Annotated in this window: 27 protein-coding genes, 2 tRNA genes and 1 other RNA gene; 10 read left to right on the forward strand and 20 right to left on the reverse strand. The window is 66.3% G+C overall.

Translation table 11 applies throughout. From position 1 onward, the window contains the following. Positions 1 to 17: 17 nt before the first annotated feature. Complete coding sequence (locus Q0053_RS05205) at positions 18 to 2,363, reverse strand: ATP-dependent helicase (RefSeq protein ID WP_298096996.1); 2,346 nt, start codon at positions 2,361 to 2,363, stop codon at positions 18 to 20. 41 nt (positions 2,364 to 2,404) lie between these two features. Between Q0053_RS05205 and Q0053_RS05210 the strand changes: the two genes are divergently transcribed. Beyond that, positions 2,405 to 2,761, forward strand: coding sequence for a hypothetical protein (locus tag Q0053_RS05210; RefSeq protein ID WP_298096997.1), 357 nt, complete (start codon positions 2,405 to 2,407; stop codon positions 2,759 to 2,761). Here the strand turns inward: Q0053_RS05210 and Q0053_RS05215 are convergent. Continuing rightward, complete coding sequence (locus Q0053_RS05215) at positions 2,736 to 2,972, reverse strand: ribbon-helix-helix domain-containing protein (RefSeq protein ID WP_298096999.1); 237 nt, start codon at positions 2,970 to 2,972, stop codon at positions 2,736 to 2,738. The genes Q0053_RS05210 and Q0053_RS05215 overlap by 26 nt on opposite strands. A gap of 112 nt (positions 2,973 to 3,084) precedes the next feature. Between Q0053_RS05215 and Q0053_RS05220 the strand changes: the two genes are divergently transcribed. Together Q0053_RS05220 and Q0053_RS05225 are read left to right on the forward strand one after the other, a co-directional pair. Beyond that, a complete protein-coding gene (locus Q0053_RS05220; RefSeq protein WP_298097001.1) occupies positions 3,085 to 3,840 on the forward strand; it encodes a Coq4 family protein in 756 nt (251 codons plus the stop codon). 93 nt (positions 3,841 to 3,933) lie between these two features. Beyond that, positions 3,934 to 4,872 carry an EamA family transporter gene (locus Q0053_RS05225; RefSeq protein WP_298097003.1) on the forward strand — a complete coding sequence of 313 codons (939 nt, stop codon included), beginning with the start codon at positions 3,934 to 3,936 and terminating at the stop codon, positions 4,870 to 4,872. Here the strand turns inward: Q0053_RS05225 and Q0053_RS05230 are convergent. Together Q0053_RS05230 and Q0053_RS05235 are read right to left on the reverse strand one after the other, a co-directional pair. Continuing rightward, positions 4,869 to 5,033, reverse strand: coding sequence for a hypothetical protein (locus Q0053_RS05230; protein WP_298097005.1), 165 nt, complete (start codon positions 5,031 to 5,033; stop codon positions 4,869 to 4,871). The genes Q0053_RS05225 and Q0053_RS05230 overlap by 4 nt on opposite strands. Positions 5,034 to 5,035: 2 nt before the next feature. Next, positions 5,036 to 5,212, reverse strand: a complete 177-nt coding sequence (locus tag Q0053_RS05235; RefSeq protein ID WP_298097008.1) for a DUF4169 family protein — start codon at positions 5,210 to 5,212, stop codon at positions 5,036 to 5,038. A gap of 222 nt (positions 5,213 to 5,434) precedes the next feature. Here Q0053_RS05235 and Q0053_RS05240 point away from each other — a divergent pair, with 222 nt between their 5' ends. After that, a complete protein-coding gene (locus Q0053_RS05240) occupies positions 5,435 to 5,833 on the forward strand; it encodes a YccF domain-containing protein (RefSeq protein WP_298097064.1) in 399 nt (132 codons plus the stop codon). A 56-nt stretch (positions 5,834 to 5,889) separates the two neighbouring features. Here the strand turns inward: Q0053_RS05240 and fumC are convergent, their stop codons facing one another. Further along, complete coding sequence (gene fumC, locus Q0053_RS05245; RefSeq protein WP_298097011.1) at positions 5,890 to 7,281, reverse strand: class II fumarate hydratase; 1,392 nt, start codon at positions 7,279 to 7,281, stop codon at positions 5,890 to 5,892. A gap of 91 nt (positions 7,282 to 7,372) precedes the next feature. Between fumC and Q0053_RS05250 the strand changes: the two genes are divergently transcribed. Further along, positions 7,373 to 7,741, forward strand: a complete 369-nt coding sequence (locus Q0053_RS05250; RefSeq protein ID WP_298097014.1) for a RusA family crossover junction endodeoxyribonuclease — start codon at positions 7,373 to 7,375, stop codon at positions 7,739 to 7,741. 10 nt (positions 7,742 to 7,751) lie between these two features. On the opposite strand, the gene Q0053_RS05255 is transcribed toward Q0053_RS05250, so the two are convergent. The 5 genes from Q0053_RS05255 to miaA form a co-directional block, all read right to left on the reverse strand. Further along, a complete protein-coding gene (locus Q0053_RS05255; RefSeq protein ID WP_298097016.1) occupies positions 7,752 to 8,513 on the reverse strand; it encodes a C13 family peptidase in 762 nt (253 codons plus the stop codon). Between the two features lie 61 nt (positions 8,514 to 8,574). After that, positions 8,575 to 9,066, reverse strand: coding sequence for an SspB family protein (locus Q0053_RS05260; RefSeq protein WP_298097019.1), 492 nt, complete (start codon positions 9,064 to 9,066; stop codon positions 8,575 to 8,577). Positions 9,067 to 9,152: 86 nt separating this feature from the next. Next, positions 9,153 to 9,520: a transfer-messenger RNA gene (gene ssrA, locus Q0053_RS05265) on the reverse strand. Positions 9,521 to 9,541: 21 nt separating this feature from the next. Beyond that, complete coding sequence (locus Q0053_RS05270; RefSeq protein ID WP_298097022.1) at positions 9,542 to 10,135, reverse strand: hypothetical protein; 594 nt, start codon at positions 10,133 to 10,135, stop codon at positions 9,542 to 9,544. A gap of 135 nt (positions 10,136 to 10,270) precedes the next feature. Next, complete coding sequence (gene miaA / locus Q0053_RS05275; protein WP_298097025.1) at positions 10,271 to 11,140, reverse strand: tRNA (adenosine(37)-N6)-dimethylallyltransferase MiaA; 870 nt, start codon at positions 11,138 to 11,140, stop codon at positions 10,271 to 10,273. A gap of 89 nt (positions 11,141 to 11,229) precedes the next feature. On the opposite strand from miaA, the gene Q0053_RS05280 reads away from it, so the two are divergent. Together Q0053_RS05280 and Q0053_RS05285 are read left to right on the forward strand one after the other, a co-directional pair. Next, entirely contained in the window at positions 11,230 to 12,333 is a 1,104-nt protein-coding gene (locus tag Q0053_RS05280) for an Mrp/NBP35 family ATP-binding protein (RefSeq protein WP_298097028.1), read from the forward strand. Between the two features lie 38 nt (positions 12,334 to 12,371). Next, complete coding sequence (locus tag Q0053_RS05285; RefSeq protein WP_298097031.1) at positions 12,372 to 13,469, forward strand: NADH:flavin oxidoreductase; 1,098 nt, start codon at positions 12,372 to 12,374, stop codon at positions 13,467 to 13,469. A gap of 71 nt (positions 13,470 to 13,540) precedes the next feature. Here the strand turns inward: Q0053_RS05285 and Q0053_RS05290 are convergent, their stop codons facing one another. From Q0053_RS05290 to Q0053_RS05315, 6 genes are all read right to left on the reverse strand, one after another. Next, on the reverse strand, positions 13,541 to 13,861 hold the full coding sequence (locus Q0053_RS05290) for a YbjQ family protein (RefSeq protein ID WP_298097034.1): 321 nt from the start codon (positions 13,859 to 13,861) through the stop codon (positions 13,541 to 13,543). A 2-nt stretch (positions 13,862 to 13,863) separates the two neighbouring features. Then, positions 13,864 to 14,379 (reverse strand): dihydrofolate reductase, encoded by a 516-nt coding sequence (locus tag Q0053_RS05295; RefSeq protein ID WP_298097037.1) that lies wholly within the window; start codon positions 14,377 to 14,379, stop codon positions 13,864 to 13,866. 358 nt (positions 14,380 to 14,737) lie between these two features. Further along, positions 14,738 to 15,010 (reverse strand): hypothetical protein, encoded by a 273-nt coding sequence (locus tag Q0053_RS05300; RefSeq protein WP_298097040.1) that lies wholly within the window; start codon positions 15,008 to 15,010, stop codon positions 14,738 to 14,740. Between the two features lie 297 nt (positions 15,011 to 15,307). Continuing rightward, a complete protein-coding gene (locus Q0053_RS05305) occupies positions 15,308 to 15,628 on the reverse strand; it encodes a phosphoribosyl-ATP pyrophosphohydrolase (protein ID WP_298097042.1) in 321 nt (106 codons plus the stop codon). After that, a complete protein-coding gene (locus tag Q0053_RS05310; protein ID WP_298097044.1) occupies positions 15,628 to 16,485 on the reverse strand; it encodes a thymidylate synthase in 858 nt (285 codons plus the stop codon). Before Q0053_RS05310 ends, Q0053_RS05305 begins: the two co-directional genes overlap by 1 nt. Positions 16,486 to 16,589: 104 nt before the next feature. Next, complete coding sequence (locus tag Q0053_RS05315; RefSeq protein WP_298097047.1) at positions 16,590 to 17,141, reverse strand: DUF924 family protein; 552 nt, start codon at positions 17,139 to 17,141, stop codon at positions 16,590 to 16,592. On the opposite strand from Q0053_RS05315, the gene ilvC reads away from it, so the two are divergent. Next, on the forward strand, positions 17,140 to 18,165 hold the full coding sequence (gene ilvC / locus Q0053_RS05320; protein ID WP_298097049.1) for a ketol-acid reductoisomerase: 1,026 nt from the start codon (positions 17,140 to 17,142) through the stop codon (positions 18,163 to 18,165). The two genes, Q0053_RS05315 and ilvC, sit on opposite strands and share 2 nt — an antisense overlap. Here the strand turns inward: ilvC and Q0053_RS05325 are convergent. From Q0053_RS05325 to Q0053_RS05340, 4 genes are all read right to left on the reverse strand, one after another. After that, positions 18,162 to 19,196, reverse strand: coding sequence for an ABC transporter ATP-binding protein (locus Q0053_RS05325; RefSeq protein ID WP_298097052.1), 1,035 nt, complete (start codon positions 19,194 to 19,196; stop codon positions 18,162 to 18,164). The two genes, ilvC and Q0053_RS05325, sit on opposite strands and share 4 nt — an antisense overlap. Beyond that, a complete protein-coding gene (locus Q0053_RS05330; protein WP_298097054.1) occupies positions 19,193 to 20,764 on the reverse strand; it encodes an iron ABC transporter permease in 1,572 nt (523 codons plus the stop codon). The genes Q0053_RS05325 and Q0053_RS05330 overlap by 4 nt, the downstream gene beginning before the upstream one ends. A gap of 26 nt (positions 20,765 to 20,790) precedes the next feature. Then, positions 20,791 to 21,837 (reverse strand): extracellular solute-binding protein, encoded by a 1,047-nt coding sequence (locus tag Q0053_RS05335; protein ID WP_298097056.1) that lies wholly within the window; start codon positions 21,835 to 21,837, stop codon positions 20,791 to 20,793. A 126-nt stretch (positions 21,838 to 21,963) separates the two neighbouring features. Then, positions 21,964 to 22,040, reverse strand: a tRNA-Pro gene (locus Q0053_RS05340). Positions 22,041 to 22,196: 156 nt separating this feature from the next. Between Q0053_RS05340 and Q0053_RS05345 the strand changes: the two genes are divergently transcribed. Both Q0053_RS05345 and Q0053_RS05350 read left to right on the forward strand, forming a co-directional pair. Continuing rightward, positions 22,197 to 22,270 (forward strand) — tRNA-Gln (locus tag Q0053_RS05345). A gap of 82 nt (positions 22,271 to 22,352) precedes the next feature. Further along, positions 22,353 to 23,720, forward strand: a complete 1,368-nt coding sequence (locus Q0053_RS05350) for a DUF6538 domain-containing protein (protein WP_298097058.1) — start codon at positions 22,353 to 22,355, stop codon at positions 23,718 to 23,720. Positions 23,721 to 23,831: the final 111 nt, after the last annotated feature.

Genomic DNA, 23,831 nt, shown 5'->3' on the forward strand with positions numbered 1-23,831 from the left:
GGTTGGGGACGCCTTCATCATGCCTTCTCCACAAACGTATCGATCACCTTCTTCTCGCCCGCCTTTTCGAAATCGATCAGCAGCTTGTTGCCCTCGATAGCCGTGACCGCGCCGTAGCCGAATTTCTGGTGGAAGACGCGCTGGCCCTTCGACCAGTCCCCGCCGGCCTTCGGATCGGCCGTGGCCAGCAGGCGGCCGTCGCCCTCGATCAGCGTATGTCGGGCAGGCCTGGCGGCCGGAGCCCGGCCGGCCGTGAACGACTGTGCCCGTTTCCAGCCCGGTGAGGCATAGCCGGCCCCGAAGGTCGGCATCTCGTCCCAGCGGGATTTGGCGTCCTTCATGCCGGGCGTGACGCCATAGTAGCCGGTGTCGCTCTCGGCCTCGACGTGGGCCATGGGCAGTTCGTCGACGAACCGGCTGGGCAGTTGCGAGGTCCATCGGCCGTAGACCAGCCGGTTGGCCGCGAATGAAATTCGCGCGTCGGACTTGGCCCGGGTCACGCCGACATAGGCCAGGCGGCGCTCCTCCTCGAGACCCTTTTCACCCTTCTCGTCGATGCTGCGCTGGCTGGGGAAGACGCCTTCCTCCCAGCCCGGCAGGAAGACCAGCGGAAACTCCAGCCCCTTGGCCCCGTGCAGGGTCATGATCTGCACCGCATCGTCTGACCCGCCGCGGTCGAGATCCATCACCAGCGAGACATGCTCCAGATAGGCGGGCAGGGTCTCGAACGATTGCATCGACTGGGTCAGTTCCTTGAGGTTATCGAGCCGCGTCTGCCCGGTTGCCCGGTCCGCCTTCTGCATGTCGGTGTAGCCGCTCTCCTCCAGCACGGTTTCTGTCAGCTCCCAGTGGGTCGTGGTCTGGGCGAAGGTCCGCCAGCGGTCGATGTCGCGTACGAAGTTGGACAGGGCGGTTCGTGTCCGCGCCTGCAGTTCGTCCGAGACGATCAGGTCGCGTACCGCGCTCATCGCGGAGACCCCCGACAGCCGCGCGATCTGCAGCACCTTCTGGATCGAGGTGTCTCCGATGCCGCGCTTGGGCACATTGACGATCCGCTCGAAGGCAAGGTCGTCGTCCTCGGAGAGGATCAGCCGCAGATAGGCATGGGCGTCGCGGATCTCGGCGCGTTCGAAGAAGCGCGGACCGCCGACCACCTTGTAGGGTACGGCCAGCAGCACGAACCGCTCCTCGAAGGCCCGCATCTGGAAGGAGGCCCGCACCAGCACCGCCATATCCTGATAGGGGGTGCCGGCACGGCGTGCCGTCTCGATCTCATCAGCGACCAGCCGGGCCTCGGCTTCGCCGTCCCAGACCCCGCGTACGCGCACCTTGTCGCCGCTGGCATCCTCGGTCCAGAGCGTCTTGCCCAGACGGTCCCGATTGGCCGCAATCAGGCCCGACGCTGCGCCCAGAATGTGCTGCGTTGATCGGTAGTTGCGCTCCAGTCTTATGACCTTCGCTCCGACAAAATCCCGCTCGAAACGAAGGATGTTGTCGACCTCGGCCCCGCGCCAGCCATAGATCGACTGGTCGTCGTCCCCGACGCAGCAAACGTTCCCGGTCGAGGACGTCAGCAGCCGCAGCCAGAGGTATTGGGCGACATTTGTGTCCTGGTATTCATCGACCAGGATGTAGCGAAATCGACGACGATAATCTTCTGCAATATCGGCATGTTTTGCGAGGATGGTCAGGTTGTGAAGCAGCAAATCGCCAAAGTCGCAGGCGTTCAGACTGACTAGGCGCGCCTGGTAGGCGGCATACAGGGCGTGGCCCTTGCCGTTGGCGAAATCTTCTGACGGCGGCAGCTTGTCCGGCGTCCAGCCGCGGTTCTTCCAGTGGTCGATCAGGCCGCTCAGCGATTTGGGCGTCCAGCGTTTGGTGTCCAGCCCCTCGGCCTCCAGCACCTGTTTGCAGACCCGCTCCTGGTCGTCGGTGTCCAGGATGGTGAAGGTCGACTTCAGCCCGACCAGTTCGGCATGCCTGCGCAGGATCTGTGCCGCCACCGAGTGGAAGGTACCCAGCCAGCGCAGCCCTTCCGCCGAGGGCCCGATCAGATGCGTGATCCGCTCGCGCATCTCGCGTGCGGCCTTGTTTGTGAAGGTGACGACCAGCAGCTCCCAGGGCCGCGCCCGTCCGGTCGCCAGAATGAGCGCAAGCCGCGTGGTCAGCACCCGTGTCTTGCCCGTGCCTGCGCCGGCGAGGACCAGCACCGGGCCGTCGACCGTCTCGACCGCCTCGCGCTGCTCGGTATTCAGCCCGGCCAGATAGTCAGCGTCGGGCGCGGGGACGCCACCGGGTCCCCGCGAACGGGCCAGATCGGAGATGCGGGGAGGGGGCGGGCCGAGGTCGGGGGGAAGACTCATCGGGAGAACATAAGGGGCACGGCGTCCGATGTCAGCGGGGCATGCGTCACCCGGCCGGAACCGCCCTGCATCGCTACCGTTTTCTCCGGCACCAGGCCTCGGGAAAGATGACCATGTCCGACAGTAACAACGCACCCCGCCGCGGCAACGCCGGCCTGGCCTTCATCTTCGGCGGGATCCTTGCCGGGCTGGCGATCATCGTCTTTGTGGTCTTTTCCAACGGCGGGTTCGGGACCCCGGACGGCCCGCAAGTCTCCGTAGACATCGACCTGCCGCGCATGGAACGGCCCGGGCCGCCGAAGATGCCGACGCGGCCGCAGGTCGTCCCATTGGAGCCCGGACTGCCGGAACCCGCGCCCCCCGTGTCAGGTGTCAATCGATCGCATCCGGTTCGATGAAGGATCGATCGCCGGTAGACCAGGAAAGGGCCAGAAGCCGGCATGCCGAGGCCAGCGGCGTGCGCCCGCGTCGTTCGTCGATCCGTTTCATCAGCCCCGCCTGTGACAGGCCGCCGGTGGCCGCTATCCCATCCAGGACCGCCCAGAACTCGGCCTCCAGGGCCACGGAGGTGGCGTGGCCGGACAATGAGACAGAGCGCTTCTTCAACATCGTGGAACCATAGTCCGGGCGGCGGCCTGTCGGCCATGGGGTGTGACATGAACACCGTTCACTCAGGGCACTTTCAGCGATATAGAGTCGCTCACCGCACAGGGCATCTCCCATGACCGCCACCGTTGATTTCGACAAGCTCGACCGTCTGCGCCCGCAGCGTCTTGAGCCGCTCAGGGCTTTGCGCGCCTTCCGCAAACTGATCCGCAACAAGGAAGACACCACCCAGGTGTTCGAAATAATGCGGGCCCTGTCCGGGCGCTCGATCAGCCGCGGCTACAACCGCATGCTCAAAACGCTCGAGGGTGGCCGCCAGGCCTTCCTTCGCGAGGAACTGGCCCACAAGCTGGACGACCCCGTCTGGCTGTCACGGTTCGAGCCCGGGTCCGTGGGAGCGGCCTACCGGGCATTCCGCGAAGCCCGGGGGTTCACGGCGGAAGGTCTGGCCGATGAGGCCCGCAAGGTTGCCCCGCTGGTCGACGCCCAGCATCCGGTGATCTGGTACTCGCGCCGCATCCGGGACGTCCACGACGTCTGGCATGTCCTGACCGGCTATGGGACCGACGCCCTTGGCGAGGCCTGCGTGGTGTCCTTTTCCTATGCCCAGACCCGCAATCTCGGCTTCGCCTTCATCGGCTGGGGCGCGGCCCGCGAGGTGCAGCGCGAGGCGCCGTCCGTGCCGGCCCGCCGTGCGGTTTGGCAGGCCTACCGCAATGGCCGGGCCGCGCGATGGCTGCCCGGGCTCGACTATGAGGCCCTGTTCGAACAGCCGCTTGAGGCCGTCCGTGAGCGCCTGAACATTCGCCCGGCGACCGTCTATGAGAGCGTCCCGGTCGAGCTGCGCGCCCGGCTCAAGCTTCGCGGCTGAGGACCCGACCCGTGCGGCCCGCGTTCGTCGCGGACCGCACGGAAGGCTGAAACTTTGCTTGCTCCGCCTGACGGCATCCGTCACTGGGCGTGAATGAGTTCCCCCGCCTCCGATCATCCTGCTCCGCGCCAGCCGATGTCGCGGACTACCCTGCTCGGGATCGGCGGGGTGCTGGTCTGCGCCATGATCTGGGGCACGACCTGGTACGCCATCACCCTGCAGCTCGGGGCGGTGGCGACCATCGCCTCGATCGTCTGGCGCTTCGGCCTCGCCTCCGCCGTGTTGTTCCTCGGTTGCCTGGTCTTCCGGCAGAACCTCAAGCTCACGCGGGGCCAACATCTCGCCGCCCTGGCCCAGGGGGCCTTCGCCTTCTCGATCAGCTACAGCTTCACCTACGCCTCGGAAGGCCATGTCGCGTCCGCGATTGTCGCCGTGACCTTCGCCTCCCTGACCTTCATCAATCTGGTCCTGTTCCGGGTCGCCGCGGGTCAGCGGGCCGCAGCCGTTTCCTGGGGTGGAGCCATCCTCGGCCTTGTCGGCGTGGCGGTGCTTTCGGGTAGTGAGGTGCTGGGAACCGGTTTCGATCGTCGGGCCGCCCTCGGCGTAGGGCTCGCCCTGGTCGCCGTGGTCGCTTCGGCCTTCGGCAATTTCTTCGCATGGAAGGGTCAGGTCCAGGGATCGGCGGCCATTCCCTCGACCGCCTGGGCCATGGCCTATGGCACGGGCCTGTTGGTGATTTACGGCCTGGTTACGGGCGTGGAGTTCACGATCGACCCGACCTTCACCTACATCGGCTCGCTGCTTTACCTGGCCCTCTTCGGCTCGGTGATCGCCTTCGGCCTCTACTTCACCATCGCCCGCGTGATCGGCTACGCCATGGCCAGCTACGTCTCGGCCCTGACCCCGCCCGTCGCCATGCTGGTCTCGGTGCTGTTCGAGGGCGCGCATTTCGGCTGGTCGGCCCTTTTGGGGCTGTTGCTGGTACTGTCAGGGCAGGTGTTGATGATCCGCGCGCCCCGGATCGCCGCCTAACCGAACCAGCCGCGCTTCTTTTTCGGTGCCGTGTCTGAGGCGGTCCCGGCCTTCCTTGCGGCTTCCTCCGCGCGACGCTTGCGCTCGGCTGTGACCCGCATGGCCACGAGGACGGGTATCAGGCCATGTCTGATGCGGGGGTCCTGACGCGGGTCGTCCATGGTCAGTCCTCCAGTTTCGACCCGTCCAGCAGACGGTCCGCGCGTGCCCGCTCGGCTTCAGCCTGCGCCCGCTCGGCCTTGGAGCGGCCGTGCAGGACGCGGTTGGCGACCGCCGACGCCCGCGTCGCGGCCTTTGCCCGGTCCTTTCGCACCCGGTTCAGATTGACGATCTCGCCCATACGGATCTCCGATCCGCCGACCGTGGCAGACACCGGCCACGATACCGGCATCCGGGGCCGGAGTCAGGTCCGCGAACATTTCGATGCCGGTCCACCCGATCTGCGGTCGCAACCGGGACCCGCTGCCTTACCGCGAATTCACGGGGCGGCGGCTGTCGCACCCGCTGTGTTCGCCCTATTCAGGACCCTGCGCCGGTTTCTGGCGCGACCGGAATGACGCCCTTGATCCGCCTGATCCTCAACATTCTCTGGTTCATCTTCGGAGGCTGGCTGTCCGGCCTGCTCTGGCTGCTGGGCGGTGCCATCCTGGCCCTGACCATCGTCGGCCTGCCATGGACCTTCGCCGCCTGGCGGATCGCCAGCTATTCCTTCTGGCCCTTCGGCCGCGAGGTCATCTGGCGCGACGAACTGGGCGAGCAGGACGCCGGCACGGGCCCGCTGGGCCTGGTCCTCAACATCATCTGGTTCATCTTCGCCGGCTGGTACATCGCCCTGTCGCACCTGCTGATCGCCGTGGCGGAGTTCATCACCATCATCGGCATCCCCTTCGCCCTGAAGGATCTGGAGCTGGCCAAGCTGGCCCTCGCCCCGATCGGCCGGACGATCCGCGACAAGCCCTGAATCAAAAACGCCGGCCTCCGCAGGAAGGCCGGCGTTGATTCCCGGAGTCGGGTAGCTCACCCCGGCGAGATCATCTTCTCGGGCCGCACGGCCTCGTCGAACTCCGCGTCGGTCAGATAGCCGCCGCCGACGGCCTCCTCGCGCAGGGTGGTGCCGTTCTTGTGCGCGGTCTTGGCGATCTTGGCACAGGCGTCATAGCCCAGCTTGCCGTTCAGCGCCGTCACCAGCATCAGGGAGTTGTCCAGTCCGCGCTTGATGTTGTCCTCGCGCGGCTCGATCCCGACGACGCAGTTGTCCGTGAACGACACCGCAGCGTCGGCCATCAGCCGCACCGACTGCAGGAAGTTGTAGGCCATCACCGGATTGAAGACGTTCAGCTCGAAATGACCCTGCGAGCCGGCGAAGGTGATGGCGGCGTGGTTGCCGAACACCTGCACGCACACCTGGGTCAGCGCTTCCGACTGGGTCGGATTGACCTTGCCCGGCATGATCGACGAGCCCGGCTCGTTCTCCGGCAGGGCCAGTTCACCGAGGCCCGAGCGCGGGCCCGAGCCGAGGAAGCGGATGTCGTTGGCGATCTTGAACAGGCTGGCCGCGACCGTGTTGATGGCCCCGTGGCTGAACACCATGGCGTCATGGGCGGCGAGGGCCTCGAACTTGTTCGGTGCCGTGGTGAAGGCCAGGCCGGTGATGGCGGCGATGCGGTCGGCGACCTGTTCGGCGAAACCGATCGGCGCGTTCAGTCCGGTGCCGACGGCCGTGCCGCCCTGGGCCAGCTCCATCAGCTTCGGCAGGGTCTGCTCGATCCGCTCGATGCCGTTGGCGACCTGCTGGGCATAGCCGCCGAACTCCTGGCCGAGGGTCAGGGGCGTGGCGTCCTGGGTATGGGTCCGGCCGATCTTGATGATGTGGGCCCAGGACTTCGCCTTGGCGTCCAGCGCCGCGTGCAGATGCTTCAGCGCGGGGATCAGGTCGTTGACCACCTGTTCGGCGCAGGCCACGTGCATGGCCGTCGGGAAGGTGTCGTTCGACGACTGGCTCATATTGACGTGGTCGTTCGGGTGCACCGGCTTCTTGGAGCCCATCTCTCCGCCCAGCATTTCGATGGCGCGGTTCGAGATCACCTCATTGGCGTTCATGTTGGACTGGGTGCCCGAACCGGTCTGCCAGACCACCAGCGGGAAATGGTCGTTCAGCCGGCCCTCGATCACCTCATTGGCCGCCGCGACAATGGTGTTGCCGATTGTGGTGTCCAGCTTGCCCAGCGCCATATTGGTCTCGGCCGCCGCGCGCTTGACGATCCCCAGGGCCCGCACGATCGGCAGGGGCTGTTTCTCCCAGCCGATCTTGAAATTCCCCAGCGACCGCTGCGCCTGGGCACCCCAGTAACGGTCCGAGGCGACCTCAATGGGGCCGAAGGTGTCGGTTTCGGTGCGGGTCTTGGTCATCGTGGGCGGGCTCATCGGACGTGGCGGAGGAATGCGCGGCGGTGTAGCACGGGCGTGCGGACGGGCAAGGCGCTCAGGCGAGGACGGCGGGATGACGGCAGGCGGGGTCGAGCCTCAATGGGTGGGGCGGGGCAAGGTCCGTGCCCGCGAGGTTGGCGACACGGTCGAACTGACCATCGACGGCCTGACCACCCAGGCCAAATACTACAAGCCGCTGGTCTATGAGTTCATGCGCAAGGAGTGGAGCTCGCGCCCCTCCTACGGTGACTACACGGTCGAGATCCTGATGGAACATGTCGGCGATCCGCCCTGGATGGACCTCGACAATCTCGCGAAGGCCCTGCTGGATGCGATCAAGGGCTATCTTTTCCATGACGACGCCCAGGTCGCGCGCCTCCTCGTCGAACGCCGCCAGGGCGAGCGCGAGCGGATTACAATCCGGGTCTTTCCGCGTTCCTGATCCAGGCCCCTCAGGGACTGCTGCGCTGAAAACGCAGCGTCGGCAGTCGCATCTGCATCTCGGCCCCGACAAACATCTGCGGGTCCGACGGCGGCGTGGCTCCCAGGGCGGCCTCCTTGCGTGCCACACAGGCCCTTGTCCGCGCGGCCAGGTCCAGGAAGTCGATCGCGGTCGGCAGGGACTCGATGATGCAGCCGTCAAACCAGGGATAGGTCTCGTCGGCCCCACAGCCGAACGAGGTCCGCTCGCGACTGGCGGCGGTCAGAACCATCCGGTTGGGGGCTGCCAGGGCGTTGACGAAGATGCCGGAATAGCAGGCCGAGACGATGACCACCGTCGGCCGGGTCCCGCAGGCCGATCGGACGATATTGGCCATCATGTCCGGTGTCATCCGCGGGGCCACGCCGAACACCATGGCGTTGGGCGCGCCGTGCGAGGTGAAATAAAGCAGACAGCCGGCAGTTCCCCGCGACGCCGCGGCCGTGATCCCGTCGACTACAGCCGAGGCCGAGGTGGGCTGGGGGACGTCGGGCCTGAGGCTGTAGTCCACCATATTGGCGCGTGAGAAGCCGGCGGCGAGGAAGCCCTTCACCAGATCCCTGCGGGCATTGTCAAAGGCCTGGATCGGCCGGTCGGCTCCGTCGCGCCAGTCTGCTGCGACGATGGCCGAAGTCCAGTTGCCAAAGCGGCTGGGTGGTGCCCCGGTCTGGGCCAGGGCGGACCCCGCGAACCCAAACATGGCCATCAGGACAATGATCAGACCTCGACCCATGCGCTTCCCCCAGCCTCAAGTCGAAACCGAGACTAGCGGAAGGTGCCGGGAGGAAAAGACCCTACTTTTTCCGGAACTGATCCAGCGACACGACCTTCGGGCCGTTGTCATCACCCTCGGGAGCCGGCGCGCGGCCGGGCTCTGATGCAGGGATCTCCACGACGCTGTCTTCAACCGTGGCCGGCGGCTCAAACTGCAGCAGGAACTGCACCGACGGGTCATAGAAGCGGGTCACGGCGGTATAGGGCATGGCCAGCACCTTGGGCATGCCGCCGAATTTCAGCATCACCGAAAATCTCGTCGGCTCGACCTTCAGGTCCCAGTACTGGTGCTGCAGAACGACCGTCATTTCTTCGGGGTATTTGGCCAGGATGTCCGGGGGCACGCTGACGCCCGGCGCGCGGGTCATGAACGTCACATAGAAATGGTGCGCGCCCGGAATTCCTTCGGGCATGGCGGCCCGTTCCAGCGCCGAGCGGATGACGCCGCGCTTGGCGTCCTGCGCCAGCTGCTCATAGTTCATCTCGTCGACGGGGGGCGTCTCTTCGGCCATGGGTCGCCTCAGCTGTTCGCGCGAACTGATAGCGGTGAGAGGGCGCGGGCGAAAGGCGCCAAGATGGTGAAATCGACGATGCTGAAAGTGCCGGGGATTCTGTTGGCAGGCTCCCCGACAGGCCCCGCCTGGGGAACTGATCCCCCAGGACTTAAGTGTTCGAAATCACCCGAACCGCTTATGCGGCGAGAGCGACTTCTCCAGCGAAGTTATCGTTCGCAGTTAGAAAATGGCCCGATACGGTGGGCCAGGACGGGCGAAAGCAGTCTTCTTTACACGTCCGTCGATGCTAGTCGGCCCCATATGCCTCCGCCGATAACGCGGGGAGAAGATGGTGGAGCCGCCGGGAATCGCACCCGGGTCCGGTCCGCTTATTACAAGCGCGTTTATCGCCATATCCGGAGCAAGCCCCGGCAACCCCAATATAGGGCTTCCGGACCCGGCTTCCAAGGTCCGAAGTGCGGCCCCGCCGGGGTCAGTCCTCGTCCGCCTTCCGCAGCGCCAGGCGCGCTGCCGCAAGAGCCTCATGATAGGCTTCGCCGTCGCCGAAATCGCCGAAACCGGCATAGCGGCCATGGGCCCCCATCAGCCGCCGCGTATGTTTGATGGGACACCAGTATTGTTCGGTCCGGGCCGACACCTCTCGGACATAGGCGATGACGCCGTTCACATAGGAACAATAGGCACAGTTCAGTTTCTCGATGGCGTTCAGATAGGGCAGGCCTGTCCGGTCGAAAATCATGTAGCGGCCCCTCGGGACCTGCGGGATGCCGTAAACGCGGAAACAGATCGCCTGGTAAAGCGACACCCACAGATCGACCAGGGCGAACGGCAGCATCAGCGAATAGATCACCGGGGCGCTCAGAACGTACAGGACCGGTGCCCGGAAAATGTATTTCAGCAGGTGAGTGCGGCGTTCCTCGAGCCGGCGCCGCGCCTCTTCCTCGAACCGGGCCCGACCATGCTCCAGCCCGAACCGGAAGCCCGACCGCTGGCGTGAGATTTCGGCCGCCAGATCATGCTCCAGCGCATGAATCTGGCTCATGAGGGCGTCGACCCGGTTCGGCATGCGCGCTCCTGTCGTTCCACGCCCGCAACGGGTATCGGCCCCGGCGACGTCACTCTGGCAGATGCGAGTCCCGCACCGGCACCTGCATAGCATCCGTTCCGGTCGGCGTCCCTGCGCACGGACGCGAGCAACGGGTCAGACCCGCGCCCATCCGGGCGTCTGGTTCCTGAACCATGTCAGCTGGCGTTTGGCATAGTTGCGGGTCGCCTGGCGTGTGGCCTCAACCGCTGCCGCCAGGGTGCACGCGCCCGCGAGATGAGCCGCGAACTCGCGCACGCCCACCGCCTTCATGGCGGGCAGGGCAGGGTCCAGCCCACGCGCCACCAGGGCCCGGACCTCGTCCAGTGCCCCGGCCTCGACCATCTGCGCCACCCGCAGGTCACAGCGGGCGTACAGGGCCTCCCGGTCCGGCTCGATCACCTGACCCGTCCATGAACCCGGGGGCAACAAAGGTCTGGTATCGGCGGTCCAGTCGCTGAGGGCCCGCCCGGTATGCCTGGCCACAGCCCAGGCCCGGGTCAACCGCTGGCGATCTCCGGCCTCGATCCTTGCCTCGGCTTCGGGGTCAAGCACGGCCAGCCGGGCGCGGAACGCCGCCTCGCCGTCGGCGTCGAAGACCGCGCCCGCCGCGTCCCGTTCTGCGAGTGGCACATCCGGAATGTCCGCCAGCCCTGTGGTCAGGGCGGTGAAATACAGCCCCGTCCCGCCCACCAGCAGCGCGGGCCGGCGCTCGGCCGCCAGTTCGGCCAATTGTGGCATGACGGCCCGGCTCCAGCGCCCGACCGACCAGGGGTCCATGGCAGCGGCGACTCCGTAAAGCCTGTGCTCGGCCAAGGCCTCTTCCGCGACCGAGGGCCGGGCGCTCAGCACCCGAAGGTCAGCATACAGTTGCTGGCTGTCGGCATTGATGATCACCGCCCCGGTCCGGGCCGCTATCTCCAGAGCGCGCCTTGACTTGCCCGAGGCGGTCGGGCCGGCCAGCAGGGTGATCAGGGGCTCGGACAAGACGCGGACTCGGATTTTCGACCGGACAGGCAGGGTCGTTCGGCGATAGAACGCGCAACCCGACCCGGCAACCCGTCAGGATCATGCCCTTGCCCGACCGCGCTTCCGTTCTCGCCGCCCTTGATACCGTGATCGACCCCAGGAGCGGGCAGGGCCTCGCGGCCGCCGGTCTGGTCCAGGGCCTGGTCGTCGGGCCTGCGCCGGAGGGGCTCCGGGCCGGGTTTGTGCTGGAGGTCGCCGCCGGTGACACCGCCCTCTATGCGCCGGTGCGTGATGCTGCCGAGGCCGCTCTTTCGGCCATGCCGGGCATGGGGCGGGTCTCCGTGGTTCTGACCGCCGAAACGGCACCCGCCGCCAGACCGGTGCGTCGGGCTTCCCTGTCGCCCCAGGCCGTCGACCAGGGCCGGCCGAAAGCCCCGGTCGCGACCGACCGGCCGGCCCACGTCCGCCGCGTTCTGGCCGTGGCCAGCGGCAAGGGCGGGGTCGGCAAATCGACCGTCGCGGTCAATCTCGCCGCTGCCTTCGCCGCGAAGGGCCTCTCGGTCGGCCTGCTGGACGCGGATGTCTATGGCCCGTCCCTGCCCACCATGCTCGGCATGACAGGCAAGCCGGAATACCGCGACGGCATGATGGAGCCGCACTTCATCCACGGCCTCAGGGCCATGTCTGTGGGCCTGCTGACCAAGGCCGAGGACGCCATGATCTGGCGCGGTCCCATGGCCTCCCAGGCCCTGACCCAGATGCTCACCCAGACCCGCTGGGGGATGGAGGACGCGCCGCTCGACCTGCTCGTCGTCGACCTGCCGCCCGGCACAGGCGACGTCCAGCTGACCCTGGTTCAGAAGACCCCGCTGGACGGGGTCGTCATTGTCTCGACCCCGCAGGAGGTGGCCCTCGCCGACGCCCGGCGCGCCCACACCCTGTTCCGGAAGGTCGACATCCCCACGCTCGGCCTGATCGAGAACATGACCGGCCCCGTCTTCGGCCGCGGCGGCGCGGAGGCCGAGGCATTGCAGCTTGGCATCACCTTCCTCGGGGACCTGCCGCTCGACGCGGCCCTCCGCGAGGGCGCCGACGCCGGTGTCCCGGTCGTGGTCAGCGATCCGGACGGCGACATCGCCGGACGTTTTGCGGGCTTTGCCGCAGAGGTCGCAAAAAAACTCGGTCTTCAGGGTTTTCAAACGCAACCCTGACCGCCACCTTGGGGGCTCCAGCCATGCGAGAGCCGCCCATGTCCGTCGACACCCTGTTCCGTCCGTTCCAGGTCAAGTCCCTGAAGATGCCCAACCGCATCGTCATGGCCCCGATGACCCGGTCCTTCTCGCCGGGTGGCATCCCGACCGAGGATGTGGTGGGCTACTATCGCCGCCGGGCCGAGGGGCAGGTGGGTCTGATCATCACCGAGGGAACCGTCGTCGAGCGGCCGGCCGCCCGGAACGACCCCAAGGTGCCGGTGTTTCATGGCCAGGCCCTGCCGGAATGGAAGAAGGTGGTCGAGGAAGTCCACGCCGCCGGCGGCCTGATCGCGCCCCAGCTCTGGCATGTCGGGGCCGCCCGCGGTCAGGGCGCCGACTGGGAACCCCTGGGCAAGGTCGACAGCCCCTCGGGCCTGACCGGCCCGGGCAAGCAGAAGTATGAGCCGATGACCGAAGAGGACATCGCCGACACCATCGCCGCCTTCGGTGCCTCCGCCCGGGCTTCGCGTGAGCTGGGCTTCGATGCCGCCGAGATCCATTCGGCCCACGGCTATCTGATCGACCAGTTCTACTGGAGCGGCCTCAATGCCCGCGGTGACCGCTGGGGCGGCCCTTCGATCGCCGAGCGGGCCCGGTTCGGGGTCGAGGTGGTCAAGGCCGTGCGCGAGGGCCTCGGGCCGGACATTCCGCTGATCATCCGGCTTTCCCAGTGGAAGCAGCAGGATTTCGACGCGAAAATTGCCCTCAATCCCGACGAAATGGCCGAATGGCTGCTGCCGCTGTCTGATGCTGGCGTCGATGTCTTCCACTGTTCCCAGCGCCGCTTCTGGGAGCCGGAATTCGAAGGCTCGGACCTGAATTTCGCGGGCTGGGCCAAGGTCATCACCGGCAAGCCGACCATCAGTGTCGGCTCGGTCGGGCTGGATGGCGAATTCATCGCCGCCTTTGGCGGAGCCGGGTCCCGTCCGGCCTCACTGGACGGCCTGATCCAGCGCATGGAGCGCGAGGAGTTCGACCTGATCGCCGTCGGCCGCGCCCTTCTGGCCGATCCCAACTGGGTGGTGAAGGTCCGCGACGGCCGTCAGGACGAGCTGAAGGATTTCGAACGCTCGGCGATGATGACGCTGAGCTAGGTCATAGGTCTTAGGGCTTAGGGCTTAGGGCTTAGGGATCAGAGCTTCCTTCAAGCCCTAAGCCCTAAGACCTAAGACCCCTCAACCACCACCGCTGTCCCATAGGCCAGCACTTCGGTGACGCCTTCCATGATCTCATTGGCCTCATAGCGCATGCCGATCACGGCATTAGCACCCATGGCCTGGGCGTGTTCGACCATTTCCTGAAGGGCCTCAGCGCGCGAGGTCTCGGCCAGTCTGACATAGGTCTCGACCCGGCCGCCCAGCATCGACTGCAGCCCGCCGACCATGTCGCTGATGGCGTTTCGCGACCGCACGGTGATGCCCCGCACCAGTCCCAGCGTCCTCACCACCCGATAGCCGGGCGCGTCATTGGTGGTCACGATCAGCATGGTCATTTCCTTTCGAGAACCCGGAAGACGAATCCGTGGTCGTCCTTCTCGCCGGCCGGATGAGCCTCGGAGGATACCTCCGTCCACGCCCCCTCGTCGAACGCCGGAAACATCACATCCCCGTCAGGGGCCGCCTCGACCTCGGTTAGATAGAGCCGCTTCGCCCGCGGCAGGGCCTTTTCGAACAGGGCCACGCCGCCGATGACGCAGATCTCCCCGACCCCGTCCTCCTCGGCGGTCTCGCGCGCGATCTCGACGGCTTCGTCCAGCGTCGTGCAGACCACGGCCCCGCGCGCGGTGAAGGATTCATCGCGCGACAGCACCAGGTTCAGCCGGCCCGGCAGGGGCTTGAGCGGCAGGCTCTCCCACGTCTTGCGGCCCATGATGCAGGGCTTGCCCAGGGTGATGGCCTTGAACCGCTGCAGGTCGCTGCGCAGCCGCCATGGCAGGTCGCCGTCACACCCGATGACACCATTGCGGGCGCGGGCGACGACCAGAACGAGTTGGGGCAGGGGCAAGCGGACCTCGGAAAAACAGGCGGCGGCCCGGTCGACCGCCGACCGTTCTTACAGCCTCAGGCGTCGGGTTCCAGCATCTTGATCCGGAACAGCAGCGGCCCGAGCACCGAGCTCGAGGCGGCAGCTGCGAAGGACAATCAGACCTGGCTCAGGGTCTTGCCGCCGTGCAATCCGGACGGGCCGAAGCTGCCGTCCGGATTGCCCGACACTCAGGTCAGATGGATCCTGCCGATGCGGATCAATGCAAGGATCGGATAGATTCCCATGCTCGTAAAGGCTCCTTGACCCGTGGCCCTGTCACTCCCTGTATGGCGATGACGACGATAGCCGTACCTACCCCCTCAATGACGAGGGCCGCCTAAAGCTCTTTCAGCACGCTCCCATGCACGGCGAAGCTCTTCCTCTGCACGGCGAGCGGCTGCCGAAGCTGTAGCAGCATCTTCCTCTGCACGGCGAAGCTCTTCCTCTGCACGGCGAGCGGCTGCCGAAGCTGTAGCAGCATCTTCCTCTGAACGGCGAGCGGCTGCCGTTGCTGTTGCCGTACGCTCTGCATCTCGCCTAGCCACTGCATCTCGCATCTGCTGCTGCTCATCTGCAGGTAGAGCCTGAATCGCCTGTCGGATTTGGTCACGAGTCATGCGACCGGCCTGCTCCTCTGTCCGCCAGCGATCAAACAAGGCTACCAACTGCGCAGCGGTTCGTTGCGAGGAAACGCTTGCAGGACTGGCTTGTCCAGTTGCGGGTGATGGTATCAGGACAGCGGCCTGCGCCGGCTGGCCGAAGGATGCCGGGCCCAGCACCGCCGCACCGCAAACTGCCAGAACCATTGTGCCGATAAGCCCGACCGAAAACCTGTTCAGCATGGCACCCTCCCGTTTGCTAAGGCCACCCCTAGCCCATTCGAGAATGGGTCTAAGGCGATGCTGAATCAAGTTTGGGGAACGGCGGTCTCCGTCTTCAGCCAGTGCAGCCATTTCCGCTGCATGGCCTGTTCAAGATCGATCCCCGCCCGGTCGCAATAGATCAGTAGCATGCCCAGCACGTCCGCCGCCTCATCGCCCAGCTTGCCGGCGTCGGCCGCACCCCGCGCCCGGCCGCTCATGCGCAGATGTTCCGCGGTCAGCTCGCCCAGCTCCTCCTGCAGCTTGAGGATGGCCCAGTCGCCGGAGCGGTCGATGCCATGCTCGCGCGCATAGATGTCGGAGATGCGCAGGACGTCGGCCTGCAGGGCCTTGAGGTCGAGGGTCATCAAACCGCGACCGGCGCCTTGATATGCGGCCAAGGCTCATACCCTTCAAGCACGAAGTCCTCGAGCGTATAGGCGAACAGGTCGTCCTTCGGCGTGATCGTCATGGTCGGGGCGGGCAGGGGCGCGCGGGCCAGCTGGGTCTCGGCCTGTTCGATGTGGTTCAGATACAGGTGGGCGTCGCCGAAGGTGTGGACGAACTCGCCCGGCTTCAGCCCGCAGACCTGGGCCACCATCATCGTCAGCAGGGCATAGGAGGCGATGTTGAACGGCACGCCCAGAAACACATCCGCCGACCGCTGGTACAGCTGGCAGCTCAGTTTCCCGTCGGCGACGAAGAACTGGAACAGGCAGTGGCAGGGCGGCAGGGCCATGTCATCGACATCGGCGGGGTTCCAGGCGCTCACGATATGGCGGCGGCTGTTGGGATTGGTCTTCAGCCCCTCGACCAGCTTCGTGATCTGGTCGATCACCCGGCCGTCCGGTGCCGCCCAGGAGCGCCACTGTTTGCCATAGACAGGCCCCAGCTCGCCCTCGGCGTCGGCCCATTCGTTCCAGATGCTGACGCCGTTGTCCTTCAGCCAGCCGATATTGGTCTCGCCGCGCAGGAACCACAGCAGTTCGACGATGATCGACCGCAGGTGCAGCTTCTTGGTCGTCAGGACCGGGAAGCCCTTCGACAGATCAAACCGCATTTGCCGCCCGAACACGCCCAGCGTGCCCGTGCCCGTCCGGTCGTCGCGCCGGCTGCCGTTGTCGAGGATGTCGCGCAGCAGGTTGAGATACTGCCACTCCGGATGATCGGCCGCGACGGCTCCGGTGCGGGCGTGGAGGTCAGCAAGGGAAGCGACGGCGTTCATCCGACCAGAATGCCTCTGATTCGGAGGTCCGGGCAGCCGGGTGATTCGCTTGCCCACAGCCTTTCCGCTTCCTTCCCCCGAAATGGGAGACAAGGAGCGCGATCTCATCCCCTGAACCCGTCGGCCTCCAGAAATACCTGCTCCTCCGGCGTCGTCTCCCGGCCCAGCGCCCGGTTCCGATGCGGAAAGCGCCCGAAACGGGCGATGATGTCGTGGTGATGCTCGGCCCAGCGATCGTCGGGTTTACGCTCCATCCGGGTCTGGAACAGTTCGACCTGCCGGGCCTGATCGGCGCGGTCCTCCGAATGCTGGAGGGGCAGGTAGAAGAACCGCCGGATGTCGCCCTCGACCTGCAGGTCGTGCCCGGCCTCCAGCGCCCGCTCTGCGAAAAGCCGTGCCAACGGATCCGTCGCGAAGGCATGGCCCGTGCCGCGGAAGGCGTTGCGCGGAAACTGGTCCAGCAGGATCAGCAGGGCCAGCGAGCCCTCCGCCGTCTCCGCCCAGGAATCCAGCGCCCGCCGGGCAGCAGCATGGTGCGCCGCCTCGAACCGCTCGCGGAACCGGGCATCGAAAGCCTCGTCCCTGGCGAACCACTTCGATGGTCCGGCTTCTTTCCAGAAGGCGATGACGTCGGAAGGCGTTATGTCTGTGTGCATGAGTCAGAACCTAAGCGCCCCGCTCCCCGTCTTCCATGACCGCGACTGCGATCTTTCCATCATTCGCGGCAAGCGCGTCGCCGTCATAGGCTACGGCAGTCAGGGCCGGACCCATGCGCTGAACCTGCGCGACTCCGGCGTCTCCGATATCGTGATCGGTCTCAAGACCGGCTCGGCCACCCGCGCCAGGGCCGAGGCCGACGGCTTTCCCGTGTTGACCGCCGGCGAAGCCGCCGCCTCGGCTGATGTGGTCGCCGTCATGGTCTCGGACGAGGCCCACCGCGACCTCTGGGCCAACGAACTGGCCCCGGCGATGAAACCGGGTGCCGCCCTGATCTTCGCCCACGGCCTGTCGGTCCGCTTCGGCCTGGTCGAGCCCCGCGCCGATCTCGATGTCATCCTCGCCTCGCCCAAGGGCATCGGGCCGCGCATCCGGGACCTCTATGAGGCCGGGGAGGGGGTCTTCTGCCTGTTCGGCGTGCATCAGGATGCGACCGGCACAGCCCATGCCCTCGGCCTGTCCTATGCGGCGGCCCTTGGCTGTGGTCGCAAGGGCATCCTCGAGACCACCTTCGCCGCCGAATGCGAGAGCGACCTGTTCGGCGAACAGGTGGTGCTCTGCGGCGGCGTGGCCGAACTGGTCGATGCGGCCTTCATGAAACTGGTCAAGGCCGGCTATCCGCCGGAGGTGGCCTGGTTCGAATGCTTCTATGAGGTCAAGCTGGTCACCGACCTGATGTATGAGCGCGGTGTCGCCGGGGCCTTCACCCGCATCTCCAACACCGCCGAATACGGGGCCTATCTGACCGGACCGCGGATTATCGGAGAGGCCTCGCAGGCCGCCATGGACACGGTGCTGGAGGAGGTCCAGTCCGGTGACTTCGTGCGCAAGCTGATGGCCGACTATGACGCCGGTTCGCCCGACCTTCTGGCCCGGCGCAAGGCCTTGGCCGCTCGCACGATCGAGGCGGTCGGCGCGCATCTGGGCGCGGTCGCGGCCCGCGCCGCCGATGGCGCGGACTAGAGGGCGACCAGCCTTGCCCGGTCCATGTCGGCACGGACCGACACCATCTCGCCGACCGAGGGCGCCGGGCCTGAAAGATGAAGCTGCAGCACCTGCTCGCCGAGCAGGACCTCGACCTGGCTGTACGCCCCGGCAAAGCCCCGGCCAATGACCCGCGCCGGTATCCCTCCGCCGGCAAGACCCAGATCATGGGGCCGCAGCAGCAGCTTCGCCGGGCCGTCTTCAAGAGTCGTGGCGACACGCGGACCCCAGGGCGTCCGGGCGGCCCCGCCTTCAACCGTGACCGGGATCACATTGACCTCACCCAGCAGCCGGGCCGCAGCCACGGAGACGGGGTCCCGATAGCAGTCGACCGGGGTGCCGGACTGGATCACCCGGCCGGCCTCCATCAGCACCAGCTGGTCCGCCATCATCAGCGCCTCGCCGGCGTCGTGAGTGACGATCAGGGTGGCGGTCCCGGCGGCCCGCAGGGTCTGTGTGAGATCCCGGCGGACCCCGGCCTTGAGGTGGGCGTCGAGGCCCGAGAAGGGCTCGTCCAGCAGCAGGGCCTCGGGTTCCCGGACGAGGGCCCGGGCGAGGGCCACGCGCTGCTGCTCACCGCCGGACAGCCAGTGCGGCCAGGCCGAGGCGCGCTCCCCCAGTTCGACCCGACCCAGGGCCGCTCCGGCGCGGGACCGCTGTTCGCCCCGGGGCAGGCCCTTGAGGCCGAAACAGACATTGTCCAGCACCGACAGATGCGGAAACAGGGCATAGTCCTGGAACACGAGGCCGATCCCGCGCTGCTCCGGCGCAAGGGTCCGGCCCGTTCCCGAGAGCAGGGTTTCGCCCAGCCGGATTTCACCGCTGTCGACCGGCTCCAGACCGGCGATCAGGCGCAGCAGGGTGCTCTTGCCGCTGCCGGACGCGCCCAGCAGGGCGGTTATCTCCCCGGCCCGCAGGGTCAAGCTGGCCTCGGCTACAGCCTGACGCGCCCCATAGGCCCGCGATACGGACTGGACGCTCAGGACAGGGGTTTCAGGGGTCCGGTTCATGATGCCTCGGGTCGGGTCGGCGCGATCCGCCCGCTGAGCCACATCACGCCGGGAAGGGCGAGGGCAATCAGCAACAGGGCGGGCCAGCCGGCACTGGCCAGTCGCTCATCCCGGGCATAGTTGTCAGAGATCACCGCCAGGGTGTCGAAGTTGAACGGTCGAAGGATCAGGGTCGCCGGCAATTCCTTCAGGATATCGATCAGGACAATCAGGCCTGCGGTGAACAGGGCGGGGGCCGCGACCGGCAGCTGCACCCGCAGGGCCGCGGCCATGGCATCAGCGCCGAGGGTCCGGGCCGCCTGGGTCATGGAAGGCGTGACCCGCGCCAGTCCGGCCTCAACCGGCTCGAGCGCCGCCGCCATCAGACGTGCGGCATAGGCATAGATCAGCAGCAAAAGCCCCGCGGCGACATTGGCCGAGCCACCCGGGACCACGGACCAGAGCCATCCCGCCGGGATCAGCAGGCCGATCGCCATCACGGCACCGGGCGTGGCATAGCCGAGGCTGGCCATCCGCGTGGCGATCGGGAACCGTTGTCCGGACAGGGCCAGGCTGGACGCCAGGATGACGGTCACAACCGCGCCAGCCACGGCGAGCCCAAGACTGTTGCGCGTGGCGGCGGCAAGGCGGGGCCAGTCCGGAACCACATCCAGCGAGGTCCAGACCAGCCAACCCATCGGCAGGAGCAGGCCGAGACCCACCAGCATCAGACAATAGACGGTGGCAGCGACCGCTCTCGCGCCCGTCAGTCGGGTGACCGGCAGGGACGCCCCCCGCCCGCGGCCGTCGTTATAGGATCGTCCCCGGCGGCTGCGGCGTTCGATCCAGAGCAGCAAGGCCGCAACCCCCAGCAGAGGCAGGGCGAAGAGGGCGGCCGACGCGAGGGAGCCATAGACGAACCAGGCCCGGACCACGCCGGTCGTCAGGGTCTGGACGTCCAGAAACTGAACCGCGCCATAGTCCGCCAGCGTCTCCATGACCGCCAGCGCGACCCCGGCAGCCAGGGCGGGACGCGCCATGGGGACGGCGACCCGCATCAGGGCCTGCCGGGCCGTACAGCCCATAAGCCGGGCGGACTCAAACGCCTCACGCGGCAGGGTCACAAAGGCCGCCCTCATGGCGAGATAGACATAGGGGTAGAAGGCACAGGACAGGACAAAGGCCGCGCCGGGCAGGCTGCGCAGGTCGATCGCCAGGTCAAATCCGGCCGTGGCCCGCATCCAGACGCGGAGATGCCCCGCCACGTCAAACAGATCGGCATAGGCATAGGCCATCGCAAAGGCCGGCATGGCAAAGGGCAGAGCAAGGGCCCAGGCCAGGATGCCGTGCCCGGGAAACCGGTACATCACCACCAGCCAGGCCGCGAGCGTGCCGGCAAACCCCGTGACCACGGCCACGAGTCCGGCCAAGGCCGCCGAGGTCAGGGCATAGCGGACCAGGTCCGGGCCTGCGATGTCGGCGGTCGCCCCGGAGGCCGAGACCGCCACCACCCCGGCCAGGGGCAGGATGGCAATCAGGGCCGCCATCAGGCCCAGGACGGCAAGCGGCGAGGGGGCTCCCCGCCGCATCGCCCTGACCGGAACTGAGCCCTTCGTCAGCGCCAGCCGGCGGTCGTCATCAGCGACTGCGCCTCCGCCTGCCGCCGGCCATAGACGGTGACCGACATGGGATTGGCCCGGAAGCCGGCATAGGCATCGACCGGTGCGGGATTGGCCACACCATTGGCCGCGGTGAATTCATTGTTGGCTGTGGCGAAGATGGCCTGCGCCTCAGGCGTCGCAAGGAATTCGAGGAAGCGGATGGCATTGGCCCGGTTCGGCGCATGCTTCGCCACCCCGCCGCCCGAGACATTCACATGGGTCCCGGCTCCACCCAAGGACGGGAAGGCCAGCTTGACCCGTTGGGTCACGGCCCGGTCGGCCGCATCCTCTCCATGGGCCATGCGGATATAGTAGTAGGTGTTGGTGACGGTGATCTCGCACACCCCGGCCGCCACGGCCCGGATCTGGTCACGGTCGCCACCCTCGGGCGGACGGGCCATATTGGCCACCACACCCCGGACCCAATCGCCGGCCTTTTGGGGCCCCCAGCTCTCGATCAGGGCTCCGACCAGTGACAGGTTGTAGACGCTGTCCGACGAGCGGATGCACAGCTTGCCGCGGAAACGGGGCGAGACGATCTCCTCATAGGTATCGACCTCGTCCGGACGGACCTTTGTCGTGTCATAGGCGACGACCCGGGCACGCCGCGCCAGTCCGAACCAGTGACCCTGCGGATCACGCAGATTGGCCGGGATGGCGGCCGTCAGGGCGGTGGAGGTCACGGGCTGGAGCAGACCGGCTTCCTGGGCCCGCCAGAGCGCCCCGGCATCCGCCGCAACGAAGACATCGGTCGGGCTGGTGCTGCCCTCGGTCTGCATCCGCGCCATCAGCTGGTCCGGCTTGCCGTCGATCCGGTTGATGCGGATACCCGTCTTTTCCTCGAACATCCGGTACAGCTGCAGGTCCGCGTCATAGTGGCGGGCGGTATAGAGATTCAGCTCTCCGGCCGGTTCCCCGGGAGTCTGCCGGTTGGGTTCGCCACAGGCGGATACGACAAGGGCGATCAGGGTTGCGGCCAGCAGTGGACGACGCAGGGACATGGGTTTTCTCCCGGAAACGGACCTCGGCCTAACGATCTTGCGAAGCAATCGCAAGAGGGGCGCGTAGCAATGCCGCACCCGGCCCGAAAGGGCTGGCTACTCACATTGACGAGGGTCTGGGGAAAATGGTCGGAGTGAGAGGATTCGAACCTCCGACCCCTGCGTCCCGAACGCAGTGCTCTACCAGGCTGAGCCACACTCCGACTTGAGGAGGGGGCTTATAGCGACGGCCTTTCCCGCCCGCAAGCAACGTTTCAAGGTCTGCGAAAATAGTCTCAAAGGCGGTTCTTGCATCCCCTGCGGCCTTCGCGTATCTCGACCGCCTTCCGGTGCCTCGGCCCCGGACGCGCCGGACCTGCTGGGGAATGGTGTAATGGTAACACTCCGGTTTTTGGTACCGTCATTCTAGGTTCGAGTCCTAGTTCCCCAGCCATCCATTAGCAGTTTCAGCCAGCACGGTGATCTGACTGACCCCACGGGGTTTTTCGGTCACTCTGCTATGGAAACTGCTAATCATGGCTCTGATGCAAAACGTCCGCCAGCGCGGGTCCAAGGGGACCTTTTACGTGGTTCAGAACGTCCCCATGGGCGCCCGCTCTGCGTTTGAGGGCAAGGCCCAAGTCTGGATCAGCCTTCGCACCACTGATCGCTCTGAGGCTCGATCCAAGGCCGTTCCCATCCTGGCAGACCTTGAGGGCCGGATCAGCGCGGCACTATCCGCCGGGAGGGCCATGGCACCGCCGCAGATCGTCTCGACGGCGCGGGTTCCGATCAGCCGTGCCCATGCGATGGCGGCATTGGAACGCTGGCGGACCACTACAATCGACGCAGACTTCCACGCGACCATCAACGGCCTCGACCTCCCATCGCGCCTGTTCTCCGGCCAAGAGCGAGCCGCCCTCCAGACCAATCGCTTCGAGGACGCGGATGGCTGGAGGGCGATCCTTGTTCAGGCTTTGGGCTCGCAGGGGATCGTTGCTGACGTCGAACATCCCGCCTTAGCTTTCCTCGCCCAACCGTTCGCGCTCGCAGCCCTCAGCGTCGATCACTGGCGGGAGCGGTTTGGACTTGGGCTGATCGACGGTTGGCCTGACCACTTTGGCACCCCTGAATCCAATCCGGTCCCACAGGCGACAACGACAGCAGGGATGACGATCAGCCAGCTTCGAGACGCTTGGGACGCGGTGAAGCCCCTGGAGCCCAAGCAAAAGGGCTATATTCGCCGCCTGATCGAGTTCCTGGGCGATGTCGATATTGCGTCCGTTCAACCCCTCCAACTGGACCGGTTTCTGATCGAGTTGCGGCGGTTCCCGCTTTCGAAGCGGCCTGAGGACGACAAGCTCGGGTTCGGGGCATTGATCGCAAAGTATGAGGGGCAATCCCATAAGCTGCTCAACGAGCGGACTGTCTACCTTTGGACGACTGTCTACAAAGCGATGTTCGCCTTCGCCGTAAGCCGCCGAGTTCTGAGCCATAACCCGGCGGAAGCGATGATGAGGAAACCATCAATCGAGATCGCGAGCGAGCGGGTGGCGTTCGACGAAGCCGATCTCAAAGTCATGTTCGCCACCCCGCTCTATCGCGGCCATTCGGGACGGCTGGCCGGTAATCGAGATCAACCGGGCGACGTCGTAATCCGCGACGATCACTACTGGCTTCCGATCGCCGCCCTTTTTACGGGTATGCGTTTGGAGGAACTCGCCTCGCTTAAACGGACCGAGATCGTCCGCGAGAACGGGATAGTGGCCTTCGACCTCAGGGATCGTCCTCTCACCGGAGCCAACCGCGTAAAGAACCGAGCAGCCAAGCGGCTCATCCCAATATCGACCGCTTTGGAGAATACCGGCTTCCTCGCCTGGGTGGAGTCAGGCGAGGTGACGTGACCCCCTGAAACTCCTCCAAGAATAGCTAGAGTCCGCCCCTCGAAAGGACGGACAGAATGAAGCGATCAAGGTTCACGGAAGAGCAGATCATCGGGATCCTGCGGGAGCAGG

Origin of the sequence: Brevundimonas sp., assembly GCF_027487935.1 — a bacterium.
In the GTDB taxonomy this organism is placed as follows: domain Bacteria; phylum Pseudomonadota; class Alphaproteobacteria; order Caulobacterales; family Caulobacteraceae; genus Brevundimonas.

Excerpts from the sequence above, each read along its gene's own strand:
- Q0053_RS05205 (WP_298096996.1), bottom strand. The coding sequence starts at position 2,363 with ATGAGTCTTCCCCCCGACCTCGGCCCGCCCCCTCCCCGCATCTCCGAT.
- Q0053_RS05210 (WP_298096997.1), top strand. The coding sequence starts at position 2,405 with ATGCGTCACCCGGCCGGAACCGCCCTGCATCGCTACCGTTTTCTCCGG.
- Q0053_RS05215 (WP_298096999.1), bottom strand. The coding sequence starts at position 2,972 with ATGTTGAAGAAGCGCTCTGTCTCATTGTCCGGCCACGCCACCTCCGTG.
- Q0053_RS05220 (WP_298097001.1), top strand. The coding sequence starts at position 3,085 with ATGACCGCCACCGTTGATTTCGACAAGCTCGACCGTCTGCGCCCGCAG.
- Q0053_RS05225 (WP_298097003.1), top strand. The coding sequence starts at position 3,934 with ATGAGTTCCCCCGCCTCCGATCATCCTGCTCCGCGCCAGCCGATGTCG.
- Q0053_RS05230 (WP_298097005.1), bottom strand. The coding sequence starts at position 5,033 with ATGGACGACCCGCGTCAGGACCCCCGCATCAGACATGGCCTGATACCC.
- Q0053_RS05235 (WP_298097008.1), bottom strand. The coding sequence starts at position 5,212 with ATGGGCGAGATCGTCAATCTGAACCGGGTGCGAAAGGACCGGGCAAAG.
- fumC (WP_298097011.1), bottom strand. The coding sequence starts at position 7,281 with ATGACCAAGACCCGCACCGAAACCGACACCTTCGGCCCCATTGAGGTC.
- Q0053_RS05250 (WP_298097014.1), top strand. The coding sequence starts at position 7,373 with ATGACGGCAGGCGGGGTCGAGCCTCAATGGGTGGGGCGGGGCAAGGTC.
- Q0053_RS05255 (WP_298097016.1), bottom strand. The coding sequence starts at position 8,513 with ATGGGTCGAGGTCTGATCATTGTCCTGATGGCCATGTTTGGGTTCGCG.
- Q0053_RS05260 (WP_298097019.1), bottom strand. The coding sequence starts at position 9,066 with ATGGCCGAAGAGACGCCCCCCGTCGACGAGATGAACTATGAGCAGCTG.
- Q0053_RS05270 (WP_298097022.1), bottom strand. The coding sequence starts at position 10,135 with ATGCCGAACCGGGTCGACGCCCTCATGAGCCAGATTCATGCGCTGGAG.
- Q0053_RS05285 (WP_298097031.1), top strand. The coding sequence starts at position 12,372 with ATGTCCGTCGACACCCTGTTCCGTCCGTTCCAGGTCAAGTCCCTGAAG.
- Q0053_RS05290 (WP_298097034.1), bottom strand. The coding sequence starts at position 13,861 with ATGCTGATCGTGACCACCAATGACGCGCCCGGCTATCGGGTGGTGAGG.
- Q0053_RS05305 (WP_298097042.1), bottom strand. The coding sequence starts at position 15,628 with ATGACCCTCGACCTCAAGGCCCTGCAGGCCGACGTCCTGCGCATCTCC.
- Q0053_RS05310 (WP_298097044.1), bottom strand. The coding sequence starts at position 16,485 with ATGAACGCCGTCGCTTCCCTTGCTGACCTCCACGCCCGCACCGGAGCC.
- ilvC (WP_298097049.1), top strand. The coding sequence starts at position 17,140 with ATGAGTCAGAACCTAAGCGCCCCGCTCCCCGTCTTCCATGACCGCGAC.
- Q0053_RS05315 (WP_298097047.1), bottom strand. The coding sequence starts at position 17,141 with ATGCACACAGACATAACGCCTTCCGACGTCATCGCCTTCTGGAAAGAA.
- Q0053_RS05325 (WP_298097052.1), bottom strand. The coding sequence starts at position 19,196 with ATGAACCGGACCCCTGAAACCCCTGTCCTGAGCGTCCAGTCCGTATCG.
- Q0053_RS05330 (WP_298097054.1), bottom strand. The coding sequence starts at position 20,764 with ATGCGGCGGGGAGCCCCCTCGCCGCTTGCCGTCCTGGGCCTGATGGCG.
- Q0053_RS05335 (WP_298097056.1), bottom strand. The coding sequence starts at position 21,837 with ATGTCCCTGCGTCGTCCACTGCTGGCCGCAACCCTGATCGCCCTTGTC.
- Q0053_RS05350 (WP_298097058.1), top strand. The coding sequence starts at position 22,353 with ATGGCTCTGATGCAAAACGTCCGCCAGCGCGGGTCCAAGGGGACCTTT.